A 22,718-nucleotide genomic window follows, 5' to 3' on the forward strand; every position below is an offset into this window, starting at 1 on the left:
GGTTTGCGTCCAAGGAGTGGTCACAGGCTTTCGCCGCTGGCCACGAATATATATGCTTTATTCACAACGACCGACGCACACACTGAATTGGAGTTTTTGATGTCAGCACACATCGGTGTCACCGGCCTTGCGGTGATGGGCGCCAACCTGGCCCGCAACCTTGCCCGCAACGGCTTCACCGTTGCCCTGCACAACCGCTCCGTCGGCAAGACCGACGCCCTGCTCGAAAAGCACGGCCACGAGGGCGACTTCGTCCGGACCGAATCCCTTGAGGAACTGGTCAACTCCCTCGAAAAGCCGCGCCGCGTCCTGATCATGGTCAAGGCAGGTGCCCCCGTTGACGCAGTCGTCGACCAGCTGGTTCCCCTCCTGGAAGAGGGCGACATCGTCATCGACGCCGGCAACTCGCACTACGAGGACACCCGCCGCCGGGAGGCTGCGCTGGCCGCCAAGGGCCTGCACTTCGTCGGCGTCGGAGTTTCCGGCGGTGAAGAAGGCGCCCTCAACGGCCCGTCCATCATGCCTGGCGGTTCCAAGGAGTCCTACAAGGCCCTCGGCCCGCTGCTGGAGAAGATCTCCGCGAAGGTCGACGGCGAACCCTGCTGTGCATGGGTTGGCACGGATGGCGCCGGCCACTTCGTGAAGATGGTCCACAACGGCATCGAATACGCCGACATGCAGGTCATCGGCGAGGCCTTCGACCTCCTTCGCTCCGGTGCCGGCATCGAGCCCGCCGAGCAGTCCAAGATCTTCGCTGAATGGAACAAGGGCGACCTGTCCTCCTTCCTGATCGAAATCTCCGCCGAAGTCCTGGGCCACGTGGACGCCAAGACCGGCAAGCCGTTCGTCGACGTCGTGGTGGACGCCGCCGGCCAGAAGGGCACCGGCCGCTGGACGGTCATCTCCGCACTGGAACTGGGCTCGCCGGTGTCCGGCATCGCGGAGTCCGTGTTCGCCCGCGCGCTGTCCTCGCAGGCCGAGCAGCGCAAGCTGGGCCAGGAGCTGCTGGCGGGCAACGAGGCGACCGTTGAAATCCCCGAAACCTTCGTCGAGGACGTCCGCCAGGCACTGTACGCATCCAAGCTGGTCTCCTACGCCCAGGGCCTGGACATGCTGACGTCCGCTGCCAAGGAATACGGCTGGGACCTCAAGCTGGACGAGATCGCCTCCCTGTGGCGCGCCGGCTGCATCATCCGCGCCGAGCTGCTCAAGGACATCACCAAGGCCTACGCTGCCGACGAAAAGCCGGCCAACCTGCTGTTCGCTCCGGCGTTCACCAAAGCCATCGCCGACGCCCTGCCGGCATGGCGCCGCGTGGTGGCCGTCGCCGTCCAGCTGGGCATCCCGGTTCCGGTCTTCTCGTCGTCGCTGGCCTACTACGACGGCCTGCGCCGCAAGCGCGTCGCTGCTGCCCTGATCCAGGGCCAGCGTGACCTCTTCGGTGCCCACACCTACGGCCGCGTCGACGCCGAGGGTACCTTCCACACCCTGTGGGGCGAGGACAAGTCCGAGATCGAGGCAGTGGACACCCACTAGCCACATTCGCGGCATGACACAGCTACGGCCGGCCTCCCGGATTATTCGGGAGGCCGGCCGTTTGTGTGTCCGCGGTGCCGAAGCGGACCGCCTTCAGGGACGGATCCTCAGAAGGGGGTCAGATCCGGTACTCGATGTAATACTCTGCCGGGTCCACTGCGGGCTTGGTCTCCCGCTGCGCGTCGCGGTGCCGCCAGCTCGCCGGGATACCGGTGATGATGGACTCGGCCGGTGCGTCCTTGACTACGACGGCGTTCGCTCCCACGGCGCTGTCGTTGCCGATGTTGATCGGCCCCAGGATCTTGGCCCCCGCGCCGATCGTGACCCGGTCCCCGATGGTGGGGTGGCGCTTGACCTTGGCCAGGGAACGGCCGCCGAGCGTGACGCCGTGGTAGATCATGACGTCCTCGCCGATCTCGGCTGTTTCGCCAATGACCACGCCCATGCCGTGGTCGATGAAAAAGCGGCGGCCGATGGTGGCGCCGGGATGGATCTCAATGCCGGTCAGGAAGCGTGCCAGCTGTGAAATGAGCCGGGCGGGGAACCGGGTGGCCGGGTTCTGCCACAGCTTGTGCGTCAGGCGGTGCGCCCAGATGGCATGCAGCCCGGAGTAGGCGAAAAAGTTCTCAAAAGAACCTCGAGCCGCCGGGTCATGTGACCGGGCGGCGTCGAGGTCTTCCTTAAGTCTTGCGAAGAAACCCACAAAGATCTTTCTACAGGAAACGGAAAGCGGCTGGCTAAGGCCTAGCCTCGGATATCGTCATAGAGGACGGTGGAGATGTAACGCTCACCGAAGTCGCAGACGACCGCGACGATCAGCTTGCCCGCGTTCTCCGGGCGCTTGGCCAGTTCGAGGGCGCCCCACACGATGGCGCCGGAGGAGATGCCGCCCAGGATGCCTTCCTTGATGCCCAGCTCGCGGGCCACGGCCACGGAGTCTTCGAGGGTGGCGTCCAGGACCTCGTCGTAGACGTTGGTGTCCAGGAGCTCCGGGATGAAGTTGGCGCCGAGACCCTGGATCTTGTGCGGGCCGGGGGCACCGCCGTTGAGGATCGGGGAGTCCTTGGGCTCCACGGCCACGATCTGAATGTCCGGGTTGCGCTCCTTCAGGACCTGGCCGACACCCGTGATGGTTCCGCCGGTGCCGATGCCGGAGACGAAGATGTCAACCTTGCCGTCGGTGTCGGCCCAGACCTCCTCAGCGGTGGTCTTGCGGTGGATCTCCGGGTTGGCTTCGTTGGCGAACTGCTGGGCCCAGATGGAGTTCTCGGTGTTGGCCACGATTTCCTGGGCCTTTTCCACGGCGCCGCGCATGCCTTCGGAGCCCGGGGTCAGCACAATTTCGGCACCAAAGGCGCGGAGCATGACGCGCCGCTCGGTGGACATGGTTTCCGGCATGGTCAGGATGACCTTGTAGCCGCGGGCTGCGCCCACCATGGCCAGGGCGATGCCGGTGTTGCCGGAAGTGCCTTCGACGATGGTTCCGCCGGGCTTCAGCGCGCCGGACTTTTCTGCAGCGTCGATAATCGCGACGCCGATACGGTCCTTGACGCTGTTGGCCGGGTTGTAGAACTCAAGCTTGACCGCAACGGTGGCGTCCAGGCCTTCCGTCAGGCGGTTGAGCTTGACCAGCGGGGTGCCGCCCACCAGCTGTGTTACATCGTCGTAGATCCGTGCCATGTGTACTTGCGCCTATCTCTCAGGAGGGAATACTTTGGCCAGCCTAACGATGGGGTCAGCGCCCCTGCTACGCATTAAGCCACGCAGAGTAATATTTCCGCGCCTTGGCCAGCTTCGGGTTGATGATGACCTGGCAATACCCCTGCTCCGGGTACTTGGCGTAATAGTTCTGGTGAATGTTCTCCGCCGGATAAAACACCGGAAGCCGGCTGACTTCGGTCACAATCGGCCGGGACCACAGCGGCTGGTTCCGCTCGATCGCCTCCTCGAAGAGGATCTTTTCCTCGGTGGTCTCATAGAACATTGACGAGCGGTACTGCGTGCCGACGTCGTACCCCTGGCGGTTAAGCGTCGTGGGGTCGTGCAGGGCGAAGAACATGTCCAGGATGATCTCGGCCGGGATGACCTCCTCATCGAACGTCACGGCGACCACCTCCGCATGCCCCGTGGTGCCGGAACAGACGGAGTAGTAGTCGGGGTCGCGCTCATGGCCGCCGGTGTATCCCGATACCACTGACGTGACGCCCTTCGTTTTCTGGTAGACGGCGTCCAGGCACCAGAAGCAGCCTCCGCCAAGCACAAAAGTTTTCATGTCCTCTTCAATGGTTGACGCGCGCCAATGATTCCCCAACCAAGCCTAGGCTTAGCTCCCGGTCCGAGTCATCTGCCAATCAGGGCAAGAGCCGGCGGTAGGGTAAAAATATGAGTATGGAACCTGTGAACAGCGACGTTGCAGCGGAACCGGAAGAAGCTCCCGACGCCGCCGAGTCACCAGCAGCGGCAACGCTGGGCCAGCTGATGCTGGCTGTGGAGGAACTCTGGCCCGAGTCCCTTGCCGAGGCATGGGATGAGGTGGGCCTCGTGGCCGGCCACCCCTCCGCTGAAGTCACGCGCGTCATGTTCGCCGTGGACCCCACCATCGAGGTCATCGACGAGGCCATCGAATGGGGCGCGGAACTGCTCATCACCCACCACCCGCTGCTCCTTAAGGGCGTCACCTCGGTCGCTGCCAACACTCCCAAAGGCAGGGCCGTGCACCGGCTGATTGAATCCGGCACTGCGCTGCTGACCGTCCACACCAACGGCGACTCAGCCGTGGGCGGCGTTTCCGACGTCCTGGCCGACGCCCTGGGCCTGCAGAACGTATCACCGCTGACCCCCGCGTCCGACGGCCTTCCGGAGGAAGGCATCGGGCGGGTCGGGGACCTTGGCGAGTCAATGACCCTGGGTGATTTCGCCGCGCGCGTCTTCGGGATCCTCCCGTCCGTGGCCGGCGGAGTACGCGTATCCGGCGACAAGGACGGGCTGGTGCAGCGGGTTGCCGTGTGCGGCGGCGCGGGGGACTCCCTCTTCGACGAGGTCAGGGCCAGCAACGCTGACCTGTATGTCACTGCGGACCTGCGCCACCACCCGGCGTCGGAAGCCAGGGAAGCGGCCGTGAACGGCCGTCCGTACCTCATTGATGTTTCACATTTCGCGAGCGAATGGCTGTGGCTTCCGGCCGCCGCCGAAGCGCTGGGCAACGTGCTCACGGACCAGGGCCTCGACGTCGAGATCCGCGTCAGCACCACCAACAGCGATCCGTGGGACTTCATACTCACTCCCGGTTAAGCCCGGCGTGCCCGCACCGGGCGCACGCCGGCGAGGCTGGGGAGCGCGTTAGGCGCTAGAGTCTAGAAAACCCCACAGGGGTGCCGGCCGGCGGCCGGATGGGATCAACGCGGAGGTAAAACGTGGCCAAGGCAGCACCGGCGGAACAATTGAAGTTGCTCGAGCTCCAAGGCCTGGACGCCCGGCTGAAAGCACTCTCCAACCGCCGCCGCAGCCTGGAAAACGATCCCCGGATCACCGATCTCGAAGCCGCCCTCAACGTAGCCAACGGGGAACTGGGCGCCGCGAAGCTCGCCGTCCATGACGCCGAGGCGGAGCTGAAGCGTGCCGAGGCGGATGTGGAGCAGGTGGCGGTGCGGATCGAAAAGGACGAGGCCAGGCTCAACAGCGGCACCGGCCTGTCCAAGGATCTCGTTGCACTGCAGAAGGACATAGCCTCGCTCAACAAGCGCCGTTCAGACCTGGAGGACGTCGAGCTGGAGGTCCTCGAGCGGCTGGACGTCCTGCGGGAACGGCAGGCCGCCCAGCAAAGCATCGTGGATGACATCCAGGGTTCCTTTGGCGGGATCCGTGCCGAGCTCGATGCCGCCCTGGCCGAAGTTGCTGCGGAAGAGAACGAGGTGGCCGCAAAGCGGACCGCCTTCGCCGCAGGGCTGGACACCGGAATGCTTGCGGTCTACGAGAAGACCCTGGCCCGCCGCGGAGTGGGTGCGGCGCGCCTCTTCCACGGCACCTCCGAGGGCTCCGGCATGCAGCTGAGCCCGGGGGACCTCGCCGAGATCAAGGCCGCCGCCGAGGACGACATCGTCTTCTGCCCGGATTCCGGCTGCATCCTGGTGCGCTCCGCCGAGTGGGTCTAGCGCATCGGCCGCGGCCCCGGCGCAGGTCTAGCCCGGCAGGATGATGTTCAGGGCGTGCGCCTTGCGCGCCGTGCCCGGAACAAGTTCCGCAGCCCACTTTTCGGCCGCGGCCTTCCGCAGCTGCTCCGGCGTCTCCGGGGCCTTGCCCCGGCGCGTCAGCAGGTGCCGTGCCAGCTCACCCCGGGTGTGCTTGGCGAAGTGGCTGACCACCTTGCGTGTGCCGTTCACCTCGGTGAAGACATTGACTGTCACGGTGGCTGCCGCCGGGGGAGCCCACGCTGCGGCGTAGGTGCTGGAGCGGCAATCAACCAGGAGGTGGCCGTCGGCCACGCCGCCGAGGGCATCGGTCAGCTGCGGTTTCCAGAATGAGGCAAGGCGTCCGACGTCGGGCAGTGCCGTTGACATGGACAGCCGGTAGGCGGGCACGGAGTCTGCGAACCGAATGGCGCCCCACAGCGCGGAGATGACCAGGACCGACTCATCCGCCCGGCGCCGCTGCGCCGGCGTCATCGACCTGTAGCCGAGTGCGTCGTACAGCACCCCCGAATACACTTGGTGCGCCGGAGCCGCCGGTTCGGCGTGGAGCCGGGTGTTGCGTTCGACGTCGTCCTTGAGTGAGGCTCCGACGCCCAGCAGGGCGAGGGCATCCTCATGCGCGCTCACTGTTCCCAGCGCGTCCAGCACCTTTGCCCGGTAGGCGTTCAGCGCGGGGAAGCTCAATGAAGCCCAGTCCATGGCGGCGCCGTCGGCAGCAGGAGTCTTGCCTTCGGAGGGGGGAAGCAGAATCAGCACCGTACGATCTTAGCCGCCGGGTTCGCCCCCGCCGGCCAGTGCGCCCGGATCAGCCAGTGCGCCTGGATCAGCCGAGGGAGCGCCCCATGAAATCCAGCACATCCGGCAGCACGGACCGCCAGTAGGTCATGTTGTGCCCGCCGGGCCCGATGCCTCCCTCCACCTGTCCGGGAAGTCCCGACCGGTAGGCCCGCACTTGTGGGGCCAGGGCATCTTCGCTGCCGCAGTCGACCCACGTGGGTGTCGCGGCAAGCCGCGGCCGCAGCGGGAAAACGTTGTTCGCCGCGAAATCGGCGGGGCTGTCGAAGGCGCCGGACATCCCTGACTGGTAGCTGGGCCAGATGGCCGGGCTCATGGCCGCAACGGCGCGAAGCCCCGCCACCCTGCCCAGCGATGCCAGAAGGAGGGCGCCGAAACCCCCCATCGAGATGCCGAAGAGGGCGACCTTTCCGAGGTCAAACCCCTGCTCGGCCAGGAACGGCAGGAACTCCAGCACCAGCATCGACTGGGTGTCGGTGCCGTCGGCGCGGGCATGCCACCACGAGTTGCCGCCGTCGACGGCGGCAATGCCAAAGGGCGTCCCGCCGTCGGCGAGATAGCTTTGCAGCGCCCGGTGGGCAGCGAGCTCGCGCAGCAGGATGTCGCTGCTGCCGCTCCGGCCGTGCAGGAAGACAGCTACGGGCAGCAGCTGGTTGGCCTGTTCCGGAAGCGGCACGGCCATGGACCAGCGTGTGGTCACCGACGGACGGAAGCGGGACACAAAAGCGCCGCGCCGGGTGGAGACCGTGAAAGGCCGCACGGGGGACGGGGAAGGCGTCGGAATGCCCGCGCTGGTTGCCGGGCGGCTTAGATCGGGGACCGGAGACGGGGCCGTGCAGGCTGACGTGGCGGCCGCGGTCAGTCCTGCAGCGATTCCTGTCAGCTTCAGCATGTGTCGCCGCGGAAAACGCGGCCCCGGAGAGGGCATCAGGTCCATTTCCTGATCCTAAGCCCCGGGACGGGCGTTCATATGACACCGCTGGAAGACCGTAGACTGGACTGAAGGATGGGTTGGCCAGGCGGCCGCGCGCCACGGAAGTGGCTCGAGGAACGTCCGGGCTCCACAGGGCAGGGTGGTGGGTAACGCCCACTCGGGGTAACCCGCAGGCCAGTGCCACAGAAAACAGACCGCCCGGGTCGCGCCGATTTGAAAGCGGCACGAACCGGGTAAGGGTGAAACGGCGGTGTAAGAGACCACCAGCTTTCCGGGTGACCGGAAAGGCTAGGTAAACCCCACCCGGAGCAAGGCCAGACAGGGCACGTTTGAGGGCTGCCCGCCCGAGTGTCCGGGTAGGCCGCTGGAGGGCGTCGGCAACGGCGTTCGTAGATGGATGGCCGCCACTCCCGTGCCGGCAACGGCCCGGGAGGACAGAACCCGGCGTATCGGCCAACCCATCCGCACAACGCTGGAAGGTAAACCCGTGACTGACGATCTCCCGCATAAAACGTCCGGCATCGACCCGCGGCTGGACCTGCTGCTCGCACCCCTCTTTGGCCCCGGCCGCCAGGATCCTGACGGCACCATCGAGCTCACGGTCATAGTCGACGGGACGATAGTCTCCGGCTCGGTCGTCAGTGAGGAAGCGTGGACCCGGCGCCAGATGGCTCAAATCAGCACATCAAGCGAGTACCTGGCGGAGACTCCCGGCGGGGGACAGGCTGCACCGGAGAACCAGGTCCGGTTCATCCATTTTCTTGAACCCATGGTGATCTCCGGCGGAACCCCCATCCGCCTGAACGCCACGAGGGTGGACCTGCGGAACGTCTCTGCATGGAGCATCGGCCGTGTGCAATATGGCGAGAGGTAAATCACCGTGTGAGTGATTTCACGGGCGCACGGCCGTTCCGGGCCTCCGGCCCGCCCTAGAATGGATGGTGAACGTAGAAGTTCTTCCGCCGGATCTGCGTTCGCAGCCGGCGGTTTTTCTTTGCACGTCCAACGGCATCCGGGGTAGACCGAAACCCCGCCGGTGCCAGCTTGCCCTGGATAACTTCCAGTGGCCGCCATCCGGCTTACGAGGACGTAGCCGGTTGAACCAAGGAAGGTAGTTCTGTGAGCCAGACGTCAGATTCTTGTCTTGATACGTGGATGAGCCGGGAGGCACTCGCCGAGGCCATGATCCCGGTGATCGGCCGGCTGTACCGTGAAAATAACGTGGTTACCTCCATCCACGGCCGCAGCCTGATCAACAAGTCCACCATGAACATCCTGAAGGCCCACCGCTTCGCGCGCCGGATGAGCAAGGACGAGCTGCTCCTGGAGGAGACGGCACCGCTGCTGAACACGCTGGCACAGCTGGACCTTGGTGCCGCCGCCATCGATATTGCCCGCCTGAACCAGAAGTTCAAGTCCGACGGCGGCGACCTGACCCTGGAGGAATTCCTCCGTGCCGAACTGGCTGAGATTGTTGGCAAGCGCGGCGCCGACGAGCGTACCAGCACCGACGTCGTGCTCTACGGCTTTGGCCGGATCGGCCGCCTGCTGGCGCGGCTCCTCATCGAAAAGGCCGGCGGCGGCCACGGCCTGCGCCTGCGCGCCATCGTGGTCCGGCGCGGCTCCGACAACGACCTCACCAAGCGCGCCAGCCTGCTGCGCCGCGACTCCGTCCACGGCTCCTTCGAAGGAACCATCCGGGTGGACACCGAGGCCAACACGATCACGGCCAACGGCGTCCGGATCCAGGTCATCTACTCGGACAACCCCGCGACCATCGACTACACCGCCTACGGCATCAAGGACGCCCTCGTGGTGGACAACACCGGCCGCTGGCGCGACGCCGAAGGGCTCGGCCAGCACCTGCTGAGCAAGGGCGTCGCCAAGGTCCTGCTCACCGCGCCGGGCAAGGGCGAGCTGAAGAACATCGTCCACGGCATCAACCACCGCGACATCGCCGAGTCGGACAAGATCGTGACGGCAGCGTCCTGCACCACGAACGCCATCACCCCGGTCCTGAAGGCGCTCAATGACAAGTACGGCGTGATCCACGGACACGTGGAGACGGTCCACTCCTTCACCAATGACCAGAACCTGATCGACAACTTCCACAAGGGCGACCGCCGCGGACGCTCCGCCGCCCTGAACATGGTGATCACCGAGACGGGTGCCGCCAAGGCCGTGGCCAAGGCGCTGCCGGAACTGCAGGGCAAGCTCAGCGGCAGCTCCATCCGCGTCCCCACCCCGGACGTATCCCTGGCTGTCCTGAACCTGAACCTCGAACGGGGCACCACCAAGGACGAGGTCAACGATTACCTGCGCGAGATGTCGCTGCACTCGGACCTGCGCAAGCAGATCGACTACATCGACTCTCCCGAAGTGGTTTCCACCGACTTCGTCGGCTCCCGCCGTGCCGGCATCGTCGACGGCCTCGCCACCATCTCCAACGACAAGAACCTGGTTGTCTACGTCTGGTACGACAACGAGTTCGGCTACAGCTGCCAGGTGGTCCGTGTCATGGAGGAAATGGCAGGGGTCAACCCGCCGACCTTCCCGGCGAAGGACTCCGACAAGGATGCCGCCCCGGTCCTGGCCGCGGCAGCCTCAGTCTGACCCAAAACTGCCGTCAGCCCCGCCCGCACAGCCGTGCCGGCGGGGCTGACGCCTTCCCCGGAAGTTCCCGGGGAATTCTCTGGAATCGGCCGGTAATCGGGGACAGACTTGTGTCATGGAACAGAACCCGACACTCCAGCATGAGACCACCCTGGAACATGCCCTCGATGTTGCAAAGGCCAACCAGAAGGAAGCCCAGAGGCTTCTGGATGAGGCACGCATTTCACATGCGGCCGGGGAAATCGGCGACGAAAGAGTGGCCCAGCTGGAACGGCTCCTTGACCTCGCCAACACCGATCTCCGCCGGGTCATGCGCGAGCAGTAGGGAACCCGCCCTCCACACGGCACCTGTCCTCAACACTGTGGATACCCGCACAGCCCCGGGCGGTATCGCCTAGGCTCCTGGGTGTGGAACCCCAACATGGCCGAAACTGCTGCCCGGGGCCGTACCTGTGAGCGCCAGCTGGGCCGCTTACCGGCGGGCCCGCCGCCACTCCCGGCAGGCCTGGGCGGTGCTCGCTGCCGCCGCCGTTTCGGTGCTCGCCGCCGTCCTGTGGTTTTTCACGGCCGGCCAGTTCATCGCCGTCGGGCCCGCAGTGTCCGGCCCCAGCGAGGCGCCCGTGTTCGACGCCACCTGGATGAAGCCGGTTACGCCCCCGCACCCGGTACCGCGGGGCGGCGCGGCCGCTGCCCTGGAAGAACTCGCCGTAAAGGGCAGGGCCTCCGGCGGCGACTATGACCGGGCCGCCTTCGGCCAGGCCTGGCAGGACGCGGACCACAACGGCTGCGACACCCGCAACGACATCCTGCGCCGCGATCTCCGCGACGTCACATACACCAGGGGATCAAAGTGCAAGGTCGCCTCCGGCAGCATGCACGAGCCGTACGTGGGGCTGTCCGTCAGGTTCGTCCGCGGAGCGGAATCGAGCAAAGACGTCCAAATCGACCACGTCGTTGCACTGGGCGACGCCTGGCAGAAGGGCGCCCAGCAGTTAACGCTGACCGAGCGGCAAAACCTCGCCAACGACCCCCTCAACCTCATAGCTGCCGACGGGCAGGCCAACCAGGATAAAGGCGCTTCGGATGCCGCGGCCTGGCTGCCCAAGAACAGGGCACTCCGGTGCCACTACGTGGCGCGGCAGATTTCGGTGAAGGCAGCGTACGGGCTGTGGGTCACGCAGCCCGAGAAGGAAGCCATGGCCCGGGTCCTGGCTGCATGCCCGCAGCAGCAGACAGTGGTGCCGCGGTAGGCAGCCGGGGCTAGTAGCCGAAAGGGTCAGTGCCCGAAAGGGTCAGTGGCCGAAGGGGTCCGGGTCCACGCCGGGCATCCAGGTCAGGCCGGGGACGCCCCAGCCGCTCTTCTTCGCCTGCTTCATCGCCTTGCGTGCGTACCTGTCGATGAGGCGGTTGACGTAGAGCTTGCCGTCCAGGTGGTCGTACTCGTGCTGGATGATGCGGGCGAACCAGCCGGTGGCCTCAAACTCCACCGGATCGCCGTGCCCGTCGAACCCCTGGACGCGTACCCACTCGGCGCGCTTGAGCGGATACTGCTCACCGGGGAAGGAAAGGCAGCCCTCCACTTCCTCGTCCGGATCCGGCAGCGCCCCGGAGACCTTGGAGAGGGTAAGGACAGGATTGACGACCACCCCGGCCGGGGGAGCGCCGTCCTCGTTCTCGTACTTGTACACGAAAATCCGTTTGCCTACGCCGACCTGCGGGGCCGCCAGTCCCACGCCGTTCGCCTTGTCATTGGTCTCGAACATGTCGGCAATCAGCTGGCGGAGCCCGTCGTCGAACTCCTCGACTTCGGTGGCCCGGCGGTGCAGCACCGGCTCACCCCAGATGGTGATGGGCAGAACGGTCATGTGAGGGAATTCCTTCGGCGCTTTGCCGGGCGCGAGCCGGCAGGGGTGAAAACCAACAAAGGCCGCACCGGGTAACCGGTACGGCCTTTGTTGCTGGCCGGCAAATACTTGCCGGCCTCGGTGCGGGTGAGCGACGGGGGTTGAACCCGCGACCTCCTGGACCACAACCAGGCGCTCTGCCAACTGAGCTACGCCCACCATGTGCCCCGCAGACCGTCCGGTTTTCCCGGCCGTCCGAAAAGGCAACGAGAAATAGTGTACCTGCTGTTGGGGCTTGCTTTTGCCACTTTTGGCAGTTTCGGCAAAATTTCCCTCAAACGTGGCGCAGATTACTTCTGCGCAGTGGTCGGCGGAACGCTTTCCGGTGCCTGCTGGTCAACGGCGGAGGGCGAGGCCGCGATTCGCTGGGAGATCTTCTGGGCCGTGGCGCTGTCCGGCCCCGGGGCGGCAACGAAGACGGCTTCCCGGTAGTACCGGAGCTCGTCGATGGAATCCTTGATGTCACCAAGGGCGCGGTGGCCGCCGAGCTTCGCCGGCGCCTGGAAGTAGGCCCGCGCGTACCAGCGGCGGGCCAGTTCCTTGATGGTGCTGACGTCAATGATGCGGTAGTGCAGGTGCTCCACCACCGAAGGCATGTCCCTGGCCAGGAAGACCCGGTCCGTTCCCACCGAGTTGCCGGCGAGGGGTGCCTTGCGGGGGTCCGGAACCCACTTGCGGATGTAGTCCAGCACCAGTTCTTCCGCTTCGGCCATCGTTTTTCCGGCCGGAAGTTCTTTCAGGAGGCCTGAGCGGGTGTGCATGTCCCGCACGAAGTCGTTCATCTGCGCGAGGGCGGTGTCGTCCGGCTTGATCACCACATCCACCCCGTCGCCGAGGATGTTCAGCTCGGAATCGGTCACCAGGGCAGCGACCTCGATCAGGGCGTCGTTGACGCTGTCGAGGCCGGTCATTTCGCAGTCGATCCAGACGATGCGTTCGTTAGTAATAGGCACCCGTTCAGCCTACCGTTTAGCCGCTGGCAAGCCTTGGAGAGGCGCTCCGATGCTAATATTTCGGGTACACGGCAACGGGTTCCTGCGCGGCCGCGTGCCCGGGTACGCCCCATTTGGCCGGCCGCCCAGCCTGCCGGCGCGTGGGTTTGCGCCCACAAAAGACAAGCCTAGGGAGAATAGGCGCAGAAGAGATTGGATGATCCTGAGATGACGGCGCCTGTGCCTGCGATAGGGGAAACGGCCACCGGCACTTCCATGGACCCGGCCCGGCCGGAAGTGGACAACCCACGTTCGCCGATTCTCTCCGGTTTCATCGGTTCCATGTTCCTGCTCATCGGCTCGCTCGGCGTCGGCTGGCTGGCTCCCGTCTCGGAGCTGCGGCGGATGCCGCTGTTCATCTGGATGCGCACCGAAGCGTTCGGCGTCGGGCTCTCCATCGTTCTGCTGGCAGTGGGCGGCATGCTCCTGGTCCGGGCCTGGCTCAGGCTGGGCCAACACGTTCATGTCTGGGGCCGCCAGGCCCGCAGGGCTACGCTCCAGGCCGTGGTCGCCTGGGGCCTTCCCATGATGTTCACGGTTCCCCTCTTCAGCCGGGACGTGTACGCCTATATCGGCCAGGGCCGGTTGATGGTCGAGGGCTTCAACCCCTATGAAAACGGCATCTCGGCGCTGTCCAACTACTTCCAGCTTGGCGCGGACAAGATGTGGACCGAGGCTCCGGTTCCCTACGGCCAGCTGTTCCTGTGGATCGAGCAGGTCGTGGTGTGGTCCACCAATGTGCATCCGGAAGCCAGCATCATGCTGTTCCGACTCGCTGCCTTGGCCGGTGTGGTGCTGTGCATCATCTACGTTCCCAAGCTTGCCGACCTGCACGGGGTCAATCCGCACCGTGCCCTCTGGCTGACGGCAGCGAACCCGCTGTTCCTGACCAACTTCATCGCCAGCGTCCACAACGATGCCCTGATGATCGGGCTCGCCCTCGCGGGCCTGTACTACTGCGCCACGCGGCGGGTCATCCTCGGCATCGTTCTGGTCACGGCCTCCATCGCGGTGAAGCCCATCACCGTGGTGTTCCTTCCGTTCATCGGCCTGCTGTGGGCCGGCAAGGGAGCCAGCTGGCCCCGGAAGTTTGTGTTCTGGGGTTTGACGGCCGGAATCAGCGTTGCCCTGCTCTATGCAATGAGCCTGGTGAACGGGTTCGGGTTCGGCTGGATCAACGGCCTGTCGGCGCCGGGCAGCGTCTGGATCTGGTACGCACCGGTGGGGCTGCTTGGCCTGGTGGTGGCCTCCATCGCCAATGCGTTCAGCCTGGACGGCTGGGGTCTTGCCAAGTGGGTTTACGACGCCGGGAAGCTGCTTGCCGTGGGCATCGTCGCGTGGCAGATCTTCCGGGGTGGGCACGACCGCCTCATGCGCCGGCTGACCCTGGCGTTCGCGGCGGTGGTGGTGCTGGCGCCCATGATCCAGTCCTGGTACGTGGTGTGGCTGATCCCGCTGTTCGCCGTCACCGGCATCCGCGACGACTGGCAGGTCAAGGCCCTGTACTTCATTGTGTCCTTCTTCATGGTCTACGCCATCTCCGACCAGCTGGAAGTCTTCCCCTACCTGCAGACCGACGACCTCGGCCTTGCCCTGGCACTCGCCCGGAATGCGGCCGCCATTATCGCGCTGCTGTTTGCGCTGTACCTGATCTTCCTGGACCGCAGCACCAAGCTGCTGTTCAGCAAGGCGGACCAGCCGGTCACAACCCGTCCGGTTATCTGACCTGTCCGTCCCGTCCGGCAGGATCCGCTGCGGCACGATCCGTTGCCGCGGGAAGGTTTTTCAGAGCCTCCCGGCGTGAAAGCGGGCTGAGGGCCGGTCCATGGCGTGTCACGAACCCGAGCACCCAGCCGGGGTCGGTCTTGGCGAACTCACGCAGCGCCCACCCGATGGCCTTGCGGATAAAGAACTCATTGTCGGCCAGGTTCGCCTCGATGACCGCCGAGAGCAGGCCGGTGTCCGTCCGGGATTTTGCTCCCAGCTGGGCGGTTATGGACGCCCGCCGGAACCAGAAATCCCGGTTGGTGCTCCAGTGCAGCAGGACACCGGTCATTTCCTCCCGGTGGGCCTGGAGCAGCGCGCCGATCCGGTGCGCCACACCGTCCACGTAGTCCCACGATGAGCCCGTGCGGATGATCTCCTCGTACACCGGCAACATCCGGAGGTCCACGGCCACGCTCCGCAGTCCTGTCAGGTCAATCGCCGCATACCGTTCCTCCCGGTATTGGGCCTCGCGCCACAGGGCAAGCACCGTGGACCGCAGCTCTTCGGAGGTGCCAAAGGGATGGGCGGCGGCCGCGGCTTTGACGGTCTTGCGCACCTCCGGCACGCGGACTCCGAGGGACGGCGTGGAGGACTTCATGTAGGCCTGCGCCGCGGCGCCGCGGACGGGGTCCGCCGCCGCCCGCAGCTGGGCGCGAATCAACGCCAGCACCGCTTCATTTGCCATGCTGCCAAGATAGTCGTCGCAGGGGCCTGAGACGCGGCGACCGGCTTAAGCCACGCGCAGCCGCACCACCGCGCGCCCGGGAACAGCGTCGCTGACCACTTCAAACCCGGCGCCGAGGAACAGCCCGAGCGTGCCCTGGTACAGGTCCGCCGGCCCGGCCTTCGGCCGCTGCGCGGGGTCCACCGGATACGCCTCCACGATGGCGGCCCCGTTGGCGCGTGCGTGGTCGACGGCGGCGCCCAGCAGGGCGGCGGCCACGCCGTTGCGCCGGTGGCCGGGAGCGACCACAAAACAGCTCACCGACCAGACGCAACTCTGTTCGTCGCCAGCGCTGTCGCCGGACACTGCCGCGCCGGCCGCCCTGAACACCTGCGACCGGAGAATTCGTGGGTAGCAGTGCCGCGGTTCCACGGCGCACCACCCGACGGCGGAACCGCCGCGGTGTGCCAGGACGCCCGGTGCCGGTCCACCGCCGTCGAACTTGTTTTTCAGCTGTGCCTTGCGGTCAGCAGGCTGAGTGGCGCCAAAGCTGGCACCCGGCAGGGCAAAGAAGCGGCACCAGCACCGGGACGGTTCACCCCGGACGCCGAACAGCTGTTCGACGGCGGGCCAGTCGGCGGGCGCTGTGGTGATGGCGCCTGCTGCCTCGTGTCCACGCTGTGCCATGGTTACCTCCCTTGCCGGGCGGCGTTGCTGCCGCAACTGGATCTGCCGGGGAACTATTTGTCGGGGAACTAGGAAGCGGGTTCGCCGGCCTGCCTGGGCTCTCCGACAGGCTCCGTGCTGCGTCGTAGCGTCACCTCGCCGGTGACAGCCGCATCAGCGGCTTCCGGCTGGCCCGGTCCGGGAACAGCCAGCCTGCCGATCTCCTCCAAGGGGAGCCGGACGGTGGAGAGCGCAGGGCGGAAATCCCGCAGGGTCTCGATGTCGTCAAACCCGGCGATTGCCGCATCCCGGGGGATCCGCAGCCCTTTGGAACGCAGGGCTGCGGTGGCGCCGATTGCCATGACGTCGTTAACCGCGAAGATGCAGAGCCGGGGACGTGAGGAGGCGGAACTGTCCCCATCGGTTCCGCCGTGCCCCCCGATGCGGCCGGCGAGTTCCAGCCCGGCGTCATAGCCGCCCGCGCGGTCGAATCCGGTATGCAGGACATCCGCCTGCGGCAGCCCGGCATCCGCCAGGCCGCGCTGGAAGCCGCGGACCCGGTCGTCGGATGTCAGGAGACCCTCCGGGCCGGCAATAACCACGAACTCCCCGGCATGGAACCTGGCCAGTTCGCGGGCGAGTTCCGCCGCAAGCGCCTCGTTGGGAACTTCAACCACGTGATAGCCCTCGTCCGATTCGGCGCCTACCACGGCGTGCCCCACCACGCCCACCCGGCCGCCGTTGCGGCAGTAGCGGTCGAGCTCGGCGGCCAGTTCGGCGTTGCCCTGGCTGTCGGCAGTCCGCGCAGACCGTGATCCCGCGATCACAATGGAGTCCGCCCGGCGTGCGGCAAAGGCCGCCACAGCCGCCCGTTCGTCGGCCGGGCCGCCCGCCGTCGTGGCCAGCAGCACCATCTTGTTCTGGTGGCGGGCAGCGGCCTGCACACCGCGGGCAATGGCCGAGAAGTAGGGGTCGGCAATGTCATGCACGATGAGCCCGATGAGCCCGGAACTCGACTTGGCGAGGCCCTGCGCCTGGGCGTTGGGGATGTAGCCGAGGGAGTCAGCGGCCTTCCGCACGCGCTCCGCGATGTCAGGTCCCGGGGTCCTGGCGGAACCGTTGAGGACACGGCTGGCGGTGGCGGGGGAGACTCCTGCCAGGCGGGCTACTTGGGTCAGTGTGCTTGCGGCCACAAACGTAACTCCTCTTCAACGGGCCCCGGCTCGGGAAACTCGGTTGGTGCCCACATTATCGCAGTCGGAAGAATTTGTGGAAAGCGCTTGCCAGATGGGCAATCCTTCTGCAGTATGGGAGCGGTGGGAATGCGCTTTCCCAGCCGACTTCCAAGAACGATGAATGAGGACTCATGGACTTCGAAACAAAGACGATCCGCATTGCCATGAACGGCATCACCGGCCGGATGGGATACCGCCAGCACCTGCTGCGCTCGATTCTTCCCATCCGTGATGCCGGAGGCTTCACCCTGGAGGACGGCACCAAGGTCCAGGTCGAGCCGATCCTCGTCGGCCGCAACGAAGCGAAAATCCGTGAGCTTGCGGAGCTGCACAAGGTTTCGGAATGGACCACGGACCTGGACGCCGTCATCAGCGATCCCACTGTCGACGTGGTCTTCGACGCTTCCATGACCAGCCTGCGGGCCGCGACCCTGAAGAAGGCGATGAAGGCCGGGAAACACATTTTCACCGAAAAGCCGACGGCCGAAACCCTTGAGGAGGCCATTGAGCTGGCCCGCATCGGCAAGGAAGCGGGGGTGACCGCGGGCGTCGTGCACGACAAGCTTTACCTGCCCGGTCTGGTCAAGCTGCGCCGCCTCGTGGATGAGGGGTTCTTCGGCCGGATCCTGTCCATTCGCGGTGAATTCGGCTACTGGGTCTTCGAAGGTGACGTGCAGGCGGCCCAGCGGCCGTCGTGGAACTACCGCAAGGAGGACGGCGGCGGAATGACCACGGACATGTTCTGCCACTGGAACTACGTTCTGGAAGGCATCATCGGCAAGGTCAGGAGCGTCAACGCCAAGACCGCCACCCACATCCCCACCCGCTGGGACGAGTCCGGCAAGGAGTACAACGCTACGGCGGATGACGCCTCGTACGGCATCTTCGAACTCGTTACCCCCGGCGGGGACGATGTCATCGGCCAGATCAACTCCTCGTGGGCCGTCCGGGTTTACCGCGACGAGCTGGTCGAGTTCCAGGTGGACGGCACGCACGGGTCCGCCGTCGCGGGCCTTAACAAGTGCGTCGCCCAGCAGCGTGCCCACACGCCAAAACCGGTCTGGAACCCGGACCTCCCGGTCACCGATTCCTTCCGCAGCCAGTGGCAGGAAGTGCCGGCCAACGCAGAGCTGGACAACGGCTTCAAGCTGCAGTGGGAAGAGTTCCTGCGGGACGTCGTTGCCGGCCGCGAGCACCGCTTTGGTCTGCTCTCCGCCGCCCGCGGCGTACAGCTCGCCGAGCTCGGCCTGCAGTCCAGCGATGAACGCCGCACCATCGACATCCCGGAGATCACCCTCTAATGACATCACTGATCCTTCCCACCACCGACGGCGGAACCCGGGAATACCGTCTTCGCGCCGCCACCACCTGGGCCAAGCCGGCTGCACCGCTGACGTCGCGCCGGGCGTACGCGGCCGCCCATGTCATCCCCGAAGTCACCGCCGACAACACCCCGGGTGCCCCGGCCCGCCTTGACTGGGATGCCACCCTGGCCTACCGGCACGAGCTGTGGTCCTACGGGCTCGGTGTCGCTGATGCGATGGACACCGCCCAGCGCGGCATGGGCCTGGACTGGGCCGCCACGCAGCAGCTGATCAAGCGCACCGGGGCGGAGGCGGCCTCGGTGGTCACCACCGGGGGAACGGCGACGGCGGGCATGACGGTCCGGGACCTCGTCTCCTGCGGCGCCGGCACCGACCAGCTGGACCTCGCTGCCCTGCCGTCCGGCGAAGCCGGGCTGCAGGCTGTCCTGGCCGCCTACCGCGAGCAGGTCGCCGTCGTCAGTGAAGCGGGGCCCAAGGTGATCCTCATGGCATCCCGGGCGCTGGCCCGGGTGGCGGCAAGCGCCGAGGACTACCTGAAGGTCTACTCCACGCTGCTGCAGGAAGCCGAGCAGCCGGTCATCCTGCACTGGCTCGGCACCATGTTCGATCCGGCACTGGCCGGTTACTGGGGTTCGGATGACGTCGCCACGGCCACGGAAACCTTCCTCTCGCTCGTCCGGGACAACGCGGACAAGGTGGACGGCGTCAAGGTCTCCCTCCTGGACGCATCGCACGAGATTGCCCTCCGTGCCGCACTCCCCGAAGGTGTCCGCCTCTACACCGGCGACGACTTCAACTACCCGGAACTGATCGACGGTGACGGCACCCTCCACTCCGACGCCCTGCTCGGCATCTTCGCCGCCATCTACCCCGCGGCGTCAGCGGCGCTGCAGAGCTACGACGCCGGAAACGCAGCCAAGGCGCGCGCCATCCTGGACTCCACCCGGGAACTGGGCAAGCACATCTTCAGCGCCCCCACGTTCTACTACAAGACCGGGATCGCCTTCCTTTCCTGGCTCAACGGCAAGCAGCCCGGCTTCCAGATGGTCGGCGGACTGCACTCGGGACGCTCCGTCGTGCACCTCGCCAAGACCTTCGAACTGGCCGACGATGCCGGGCTGCTGAAGGACCCTGCGCTTGCTGCGTTCCGGATGTCCGATTTCCTGCGCATCAACGGGGTGGGAGTATGACCGACTTCTCACGGCTTTCCCTCAACAGTGCCACCACCAAGAAATGGACGCTCGCCGAGGCCGTGGACGGGTGCGTCCGGGCCGGCATCCCCGCCATCGGGCCCTGGCGCGACATCGTCGCCGAGGCCGGACTGGACAAGGCCGCGAAGCTGATCAAGGACGCCGGGCTGCGGGTTTCCTCGCTGTGCCGCGGCGGGTTCCTCACGGCTCCGGACACCGGCGGCCAGGCAGCAGCCCTGGCGGACAACCGGGCAGCGGTCCTCGAGGCCGTCGCGCTCGACACGCAGGAACTCTTCCTCGTGGTCGGGGGCCTGGCGCCGGGGGAGAAGGACGTCGTGGCCGCCCGCCAGCGCGTGGCCGACCGGCTCGAGGATCTCGTTCCGTTCGCCGTCGAGCATGGTGTCCGCCTGGTGCTGGAACCCCTGCACCCGATGTATGCCGCCGACCGGGCCCTCATCTCCACGCTGGGGCAGGCGCTGGACCTTGCCGCCCCGTATGACGCCAGGGCGGTGGGGGTCGCCGTCGACACCTTCCATGTCTGGTGGGATCCGGAGCTGAAAGCCCAGATAGAGCGCGCGGGCAGGGAGAACCGCATCGCCTCCTACCAGGTGTGTGACTTCAACCTTCCGATCGCGGCGGACGCGCTGCTCTCGCGCGGAATGATGGGCGACGGCGTGATCGACTTCGCCACGATCGGAACCTGGGTGCGGGACGCCGGCTACACCGGCGACATTGAGGTGGAAATCTTCAACCAGGAGATCTGGGACACCGACGGCGACGAGGTGCTGGCGACGATGAAGGACCGCTACGCGGAACTGGTTCTTCCCTTCGCCTGAACGCAGTGCCTCTTACCCGCCGCCGCCTTCCGCCGGTAGGGTGACGCCAAGGAGGGACGCCATGAACAACCAATTCAGGGATGCGCAGGCAAGCGTTGTGGTCGGGGCGGGACCGGGCCGCGTGTGGCAGGCACTGACGGATCCGGCGGACGTCAAGGAATACTTCCTGGGAACCCACGTCACATCAACGTGGCAGCCGGGAGAGCCGGTGACGTTTGAGGGGGAGTGGCAGGGCAAGCCGTACCGGGACAAGGGGACCGTGCTGGAAGCCCGCCCCAACGAGCTCCTGCGCATCACCCACTACAGCCCCCTGTCCGGGCTGCCTGACGTGCCGGAGAACTACCACACCGTGGAATACGGGCTGGAGCCGGTAGGTGAAGGCACCCGCGTCAGCATCGTCCAGGGCAACAACAAAAGCGATGACGAGGCGGCGGAGTCGGAGAAGCTCTGGGGCATGGTGCTCGGCAACCTCAAGGAGTACCTGGAGGGCTGACCGGTCCTTTCGGGTTTACCGCTTTCGGCCGGCCAGCACCCTGTGGCGGTGGGCTGCGGCACGCAGCTGGATGATGCGTGCTGCGCCCGCCATGGCCACCAGGACTCCGCCGCCGACCGCTGCGATGAAGAGCGACACCCCGAGGGACACCGCTCCTTCGAGGCCGAAGAACTTCACCTGGACGAGTTCCTGGTTCTGCAGGATAAAGACGATCAGCAGCACCAGCACCACCAGGGCGGAGGCCACCGCGGCCCAAATCATCCCGGCTCGCGTCACGCGACGCTCAGGTTCGGCCCCGCCCGGCTGAGGTGACGTCGTTCCGTCGTAGCCCGGAATGGCGGCGGTGCCGGGATGGCGGCCTGCCGCAGACGTTCCCGAAGCCGGACCCGGTTGAATCTGACCCGGTTGAACCTGACCCGGTTGAACCTGACCCGGTTGAACCTGGTCGCGGGGAGCTTCGGCGTTTGGCTGGTCTGCTGGGGAGGCCGCAGGGCGTGGCGTCTCCGGATCGGTGGGGTATCCGCCCGACTGGCTGTGCTGCATCCGGGTCTTCCTTCCTCGACGGTTGGTCCAGGTTTACCGGCACTGTGTTTCGCCGGCGCCAGTCCGATCATAGGCACAGATCCCCACAAATAGTAAGCATGCTTTGCAGTTGCAGCCGGACAAGGAACCAGCAGGCAAAGAAAAACACCCCGGTCCAAAGACCGGGGTGTTTGCTGCTTCATCACAAACGCGCCCCAGGAGGGAATCGAACCCCCGACCGGCGGATTAGAAGGCCGCTGCTCTATCCCCTGAGCTACTGGGGCAATGACTGGCCCGCACATTGCTGGCGCCTAAAAAGTCTACATTGACTTGCGTGCTGCCAGCGTCAACCACCCGGCTGTTTCTCCCGGCTTCGGAGGTCCCGGCCCTCCGGTTTTCCACATACGGAATCCCGGCCCTCCCTGCCAGGCTGCTGCCGGTTGATGCTTGAACTGCCTGCTAGGGCATGACACTTCGAGACAGGACACCAAGATGACCGACACTATTACGCTCCGGGGCTTCGTGGCCACGGATATCAAGAGTTCCACAACCCCCGGCGGCATTCCCACCGCCTCATTCCGGCTCGGTTGCCCGGAACGGCGGTTCGACAAGGCTGCCAATGCCTGGGTGGAAACCAACATGAGCTGGTTTACTGTCCAGGGATACCGCCAGCTGGCCGGGAACATGGGCTGCAGCATCAAGAAGGGCCAGAAAGTCATCGTCGTCGGCAGGCTGAAAATGCGTACCTGGGAGAAGGACGGCCGCATCCACTATGACGCCGAGGTCAACGCCGACGCCGTGGGTCACGACCTCAGGTGGGGCACCGCCAACTTCCTCCGCAATTCGTGGAACACGCAGTCCGCCGATGGACTTGGTCCCGCGACCGACGGAAGCCTTTCCTCGGGTCCGGGCGACGACGGGCCCGACGAAGACCGGGAGGTGGACGAACGGGAGGGGGATGCGGCAGAGGACGGCATTTTCGTCGATGACGCGGGCGATGAACTGCAGCTCGATCCCGAAACGGGGGAGCTCACCGGAGCCGCTGCCTGACCGCCCACG

The 22,718-nt window shown here is 66.0% G+C and carries 24 protein-coding genes, 2 tRNA genes and 1 other RNA gene; 14 read left to right on the forward strand and 13 right to left on the reverse strand.

Annotated features, from left to right (window positions below; all coding sequences use genetic code 11):
* Positions 1–99: 99 nt before the first annotated feature.
* Positions 100–1,536 (forward strand): NADP-dependent phosphogluconate dehydrogenase, encoded by a 1,437-nt coding sequence (gene gndA, locus ACFUTU_RS07760; protein WP_377962864.1) that lies wholly within the window; start codon positions 100–102, stop codon positions 1,534–1,536.
* A 118-nt stretch (positions 1,537–1,654) separates the two neighbouring features.
* Here the strand turns inward: gndA and epsC are convergent, their stop codons facing one another.
* From epsC to msrA, 3 genes are all read right to left on the reverse strand, one after another.
* Positions 1,655–2,239, reverse strand: a complete 585-nt coding sequence (gene epsC, locus ACFUTU_RS07765) for a serine O-acetyltransferase EpsC (RefSeq protein WP_377962866.1) — start codon at positions 2,237–2,239, stop codon at positions 1,655–1,657.
* A 41-nt stretch (positions 2,240–2,280) separates the two neighbouring features.
* Positions 2,281–3,216: a cysteine synthase A gene (gene cysK / locus ACFUTU_RS07770; protein ID WP_377962868.1), complete on the reverse strand. Its 936-nt coding sequence runs from the start codon at positions 3,214–3,216 to the stop codon at positions 2,281–2,283.
* A gap of 67 nt (positions 3,217–3,283) precedes the next feature.
* A complete protein-coding gene (gene msrA / locus ACFUTU_RS07775) occupies positions 3,284–3,808 on the reverse strand; it encodes a peptide-methionine (S)-S-oxide reductase MsrA (protein WP_377962870.1) in 525 nt (174 codons plus the stop codon).
* 116 nt (positions 3,809–3,924) lie between these two features.
* Here msrA and ACFUTU_RS07780 point away from each other — a divergent pair, with 116 nt between their 5' ends.
* Positions 3,925–4,827, forward strand: a complete 903-nt coding sequence (locus tag ACFUTU_RS07780; RefSeq protein WP_377962951.1) for a Nif3-like dinuclear metal center hexameric protein — start codon at positions 3,925–3,927, stop codon at positions 4,825–4,827.
* Between the two features lie 122 nt (positions 4,828–4,949).
* Positions 4,950–5,687, forward strand: a complete 738-nt coding sequence (locus ACFUTU_RS07785; RefSeq protein WP_377962872.1) for a zinc ribbon domain-containing protein — start codon at positions 4,950–4,952, stop codon at positions 5,685–5,687.
* 27 nt (positions 5,688–5,714) lie between these two features.
* On the opposite strand, the gene ACFUTU_RS07790 is transcribed toward ACFUTU_RS07785, so the two are convergent.
* Positions 5,715–6,479: a YaaA family protein gene (locus tag ACFUTU_RS07790; RefSeq protein WP_377962873.1), complete on the reverse strand. Its 765-nt coding sequence runs from the start codon at positions 6,477–6,479 to the stop codon at positions 5,715–5,717.
* Between the two features lie 67 nt (positions 6,480–6,546).
* Entirely contained in the window at positions 6,547–7,410 is an 864-nt protein-coding gene (locus tag ACFUTU_RS07795; RefSeq protein ID WP_377962874.1) for an alpha/beta hydrolase, read from the reverse strand.
* Between the two features lie 115 nt (positions 7,411–7,525).
* On the opposite strand from ACFUTU_RS07795, the gene rnpB reads away from it, so the two are divergent.
* From rnpB to ACFUTU_RS07820, 5 genes are all read left to right on the forward strand, one after another.
* Positions 7,526–7,917, forward strand: an RNA gene (gene rnpB / locus ACFUTU_RS07800) — RNase P RNA component class A.
* 22 nt (positions 7,918–7,939) lie between these two features.
* Positions 7,940–8,326: a hypothetical protein gene (locus ACFUTU_RS07805; protein ID WP_377962875.1), complete on the forward strand. Its 387-nt coding sequence runs from the start codon at positions 7,940–7,942 to the stop codon at positions 8,324–8,326.
* Positions 8,327–8,571: 245 nt separating this feature from the next.
* Entirely contained in the window at positions 8,572–10,065 is a 1,494-nt protein-coding gene (locus ACFUTU_RS07810) for a glyceraldehyde-3-phosphate dehydrogenase (RefSeq protein WP_377962877.1), read from the forward strand.
* Positions 10,066–10,180: 115 nt separating this feature from the next.
* Entirely contained in the window at positions 10,181–10,390 is a 210-nt protein-coding gene (locus ACFUTU_RS07815; RefSeq protein WP_377962879.1) for a hypothetical protein, read from the forward strand.
* Between the two features lie 127 nt (positions 10,391–10,517).
* Positions 10,518–11,315 carry an HNH endonuclease family protein gene (locus tag ACFUTU_RS07820; protein WP_377962881.1) on the forward strand — a complete coding sequence of 266 codons (798 nt, stop codon included), beginning with the start codon at positions 10,518–10,520 and terminating at the stop codon, positions 11,313–11,315.
* A gap of 42 nt (positions 11,316–11,357) precedes the next feature.
* Here the strand turns inward: ACFUTU_RS07820 and def are convergent, their stop codons facing one another.
* The 3 genes from def to orn form a co-directional block, all read right to left on the reverse strand.
* Positions 11,358–11,930, reverse strand: coding sequence for a peptide deformylase (gene def / locus ACFUTU_RS07825; RefSeq protein WP_377962883.1), 573 nt, complete (start codon positions 11,928–11,930; stop codon positions 11,358–11,360).
* 125 nt (positions 11,931–12,055) lie between these two features.
* Positions 12,056–12,128, reverse strand: a tRNA-His gene (locus ACFUTU_RS07830).
* Between the two features lie 131 nt (positions 12,129–12,259).
* On the reverse strand, positions 12,260–12,922 hold the full coding sequence (orn, locus tag ACFUTU_RS07835) for an oligoribonuclease (RefSeq protein WP_377962885.1): 663 nt from the start codon (positions 12,920–12,922) through the stop codon (positions 12,260–12,262).
* Positions 12,923–13,129: 207 nt separating this feature from the next.
* On the opposite strand from orn, the gene mptB reads away from it, so the two are divergent.
* On the forward strand, positions 13,130–14,686 hold the full coding sequence (gene mptB / locus ACFUTU_RS07840) for a polyprenol phosphomannose-dependent alpha 1,6 mannosyltransferase MptB (RefSeq protein ID WP_377962887.1): 1,557 nt from the start codon (positions 13,130–13,132) through the stop codon (positions 14,684–14,686).
* Here mptB and ACFUTU_RS07845 read toward each other — a convergent pair.
* From ACFUTU_RS07845 to ACFUTU_RS07855, 3 genes are all read right to left on the reverse strand, one after another.
* The gene (locus ACFUTU_RS07845) at positions 14,679–15,413 is read right to left on the reverse strand and encodes a DNA alkylation repair protein (RefSeq protein ID WP_377962889.1); all 735 of its coding nucleotides are present in this window, start codon (positions 15,411–15,413) and stop codon (positions 14,679–14,681) included. The genes mptB and ACFUTU_RS07845 overlap by 8 nt on opposite strands.
* A gap of 45 nt (positions 15,414–15,458) precedes the next feature.
* Complete coding sequence (locus ACFUTU_RS07850; protein WP_377962891.1) at positions 15,459–16,079, reverse strand: GNAT family N-acetyltransferase; 621 nt, start codon at positions 16,077–16,079, stop codon at positions 15,459–15,461.
* A gap of 68 nt (positions 16,080–16,147) precedes the next feature.
* The gene (locus tag ACFUTU_RS07855; protein WP_377962893.1) at positions 16,148–17,251 is read right to left on the reverse strand and encodes a LacI family DNA-binding transcriptional regulator; all 1,104 of its coding nucleotides are present in this window, start codon (positions 17,249–17,251) and stop codon (positions 16,148–16,150) included.
* A gap of 173 nt (positions 17,252–17,424) precedes the next feature.
* On the opposite strand from ACFUTU_RS07855, the gene ACFUTU_RS07860 reads away from it, so the two are divergent.
* The 4 genes from ACFUTU_RS07860 (at position 17,425) to ACFUTU_RS07875 (ending at position 21,137) form a co-directional block, all read left to right on the forward strand.
* Positions 17,425–18,594, forward strand: a complete 1,170-nt coding sequence (locus tag ACFUTU_RS07860) for a Gfo/Idh/MocA family protein (RefSeq protein ID WP_377962895.1) — start codon at positions 17,425–17,427, stop codon at positions 18,592–18,594.
* Positions 18,594–19,808, forward strand: coding sequence for a dihydrodipicolinate synthase family protein (locus tag ACFUTU_RS07865; RefSeq protein WP_377962897.1), 1,215 nt, complete (start codon positions 18,594–18,596; stop codon positions 19,806–19,808). The genes ACFUTU_RS07860 and ACFUTU_RS07865 overlap by 1 nt, the downstream gene beginning before the upstream one ends.
* Positions 19,805–20,644: a sugar phosphate isomerase/epimerase family protein gene (locus tag ACFUTU_RS07870; protein WP_377962899.1), complete on the forward strand. Its 840-nt coding sequence runs from the start codon at positions 19,805–19,807 to the stop codon at positions 20,642–20,644. The genes ACFUTU_RS07865 and ACFUTU_RS07870 overlap by 4 nt, the downstream gene beginning before the upstream one ends.
* A gap of 61 nt (positions 20,645–20,705) precedes the next feature.
* Positions 20,706–21,137, forward strand: coding sequence for an SRPBCC domain-containing protein (locus ACFUTU_RS07875; protein ID WP_377962901.1), 432 nt, complete (start codon positions 20,706–20,708; stop codon positions 21,135–21,137).
* A 15-nt stretch (positions 21,138–21,152) separates the two neighbouring features.
* Here the strand turns inward: ACFUTU_RS07875 and ACFUTU_RS07880 are convergent, their stop codons facing one another.
* Together ACFUTU_RS07880 and ACFUTU_RS07885 are read right to left on the reverse strand one after the other, a co-directional pair.
* A complete protein-coding gene (locus tag ACFUTU_RS07880; protein ID WP_377962903.1) occupies positions 21,153–21,398 on the reverse strand; it encodes a lipopolysaccharide assembly LapA domain-containing protein in 246 nt (81 codons plus the stop codon).
* 472 nt (positions 21,399–21,870) lie between these two features.
* Positions 21,871–21,943: transfer RNA gene (locus ACFUTU_RS07885), tRNA-Arg, on the reverse strand.
* A 208-nt stretch (positions 21,944–22,151) separates the two neighbouring features.
* On the opposite strand from ACFUTU_RS07885, the gene ACFUTU_RS07890 reads away from it, so the two are divergent.
* Complete coding sequence (locus ACFUTU_RS07890; RefSeq protein ID WP_377962905.1) at positions 22,152–22,709, forward strand: single-stranded DNA-binding protein; 558 nt, start codon at positions 22,152–22,154, stop codon at positions 22,707–22,709.
* Positions 22,710–22,718: the final 9 nt, after the last annotated feature.

Origin of the sequence: Arthrobacter sp. NPDC057388, assembly GCF_042668165.1 — a bacterium.
Taxonomy (GTDB): domain Bacteria; phylum Actinomycetota; class Actinomycetes; order Actinomycetales; family Micrococcaceae; genus Arthrobacter.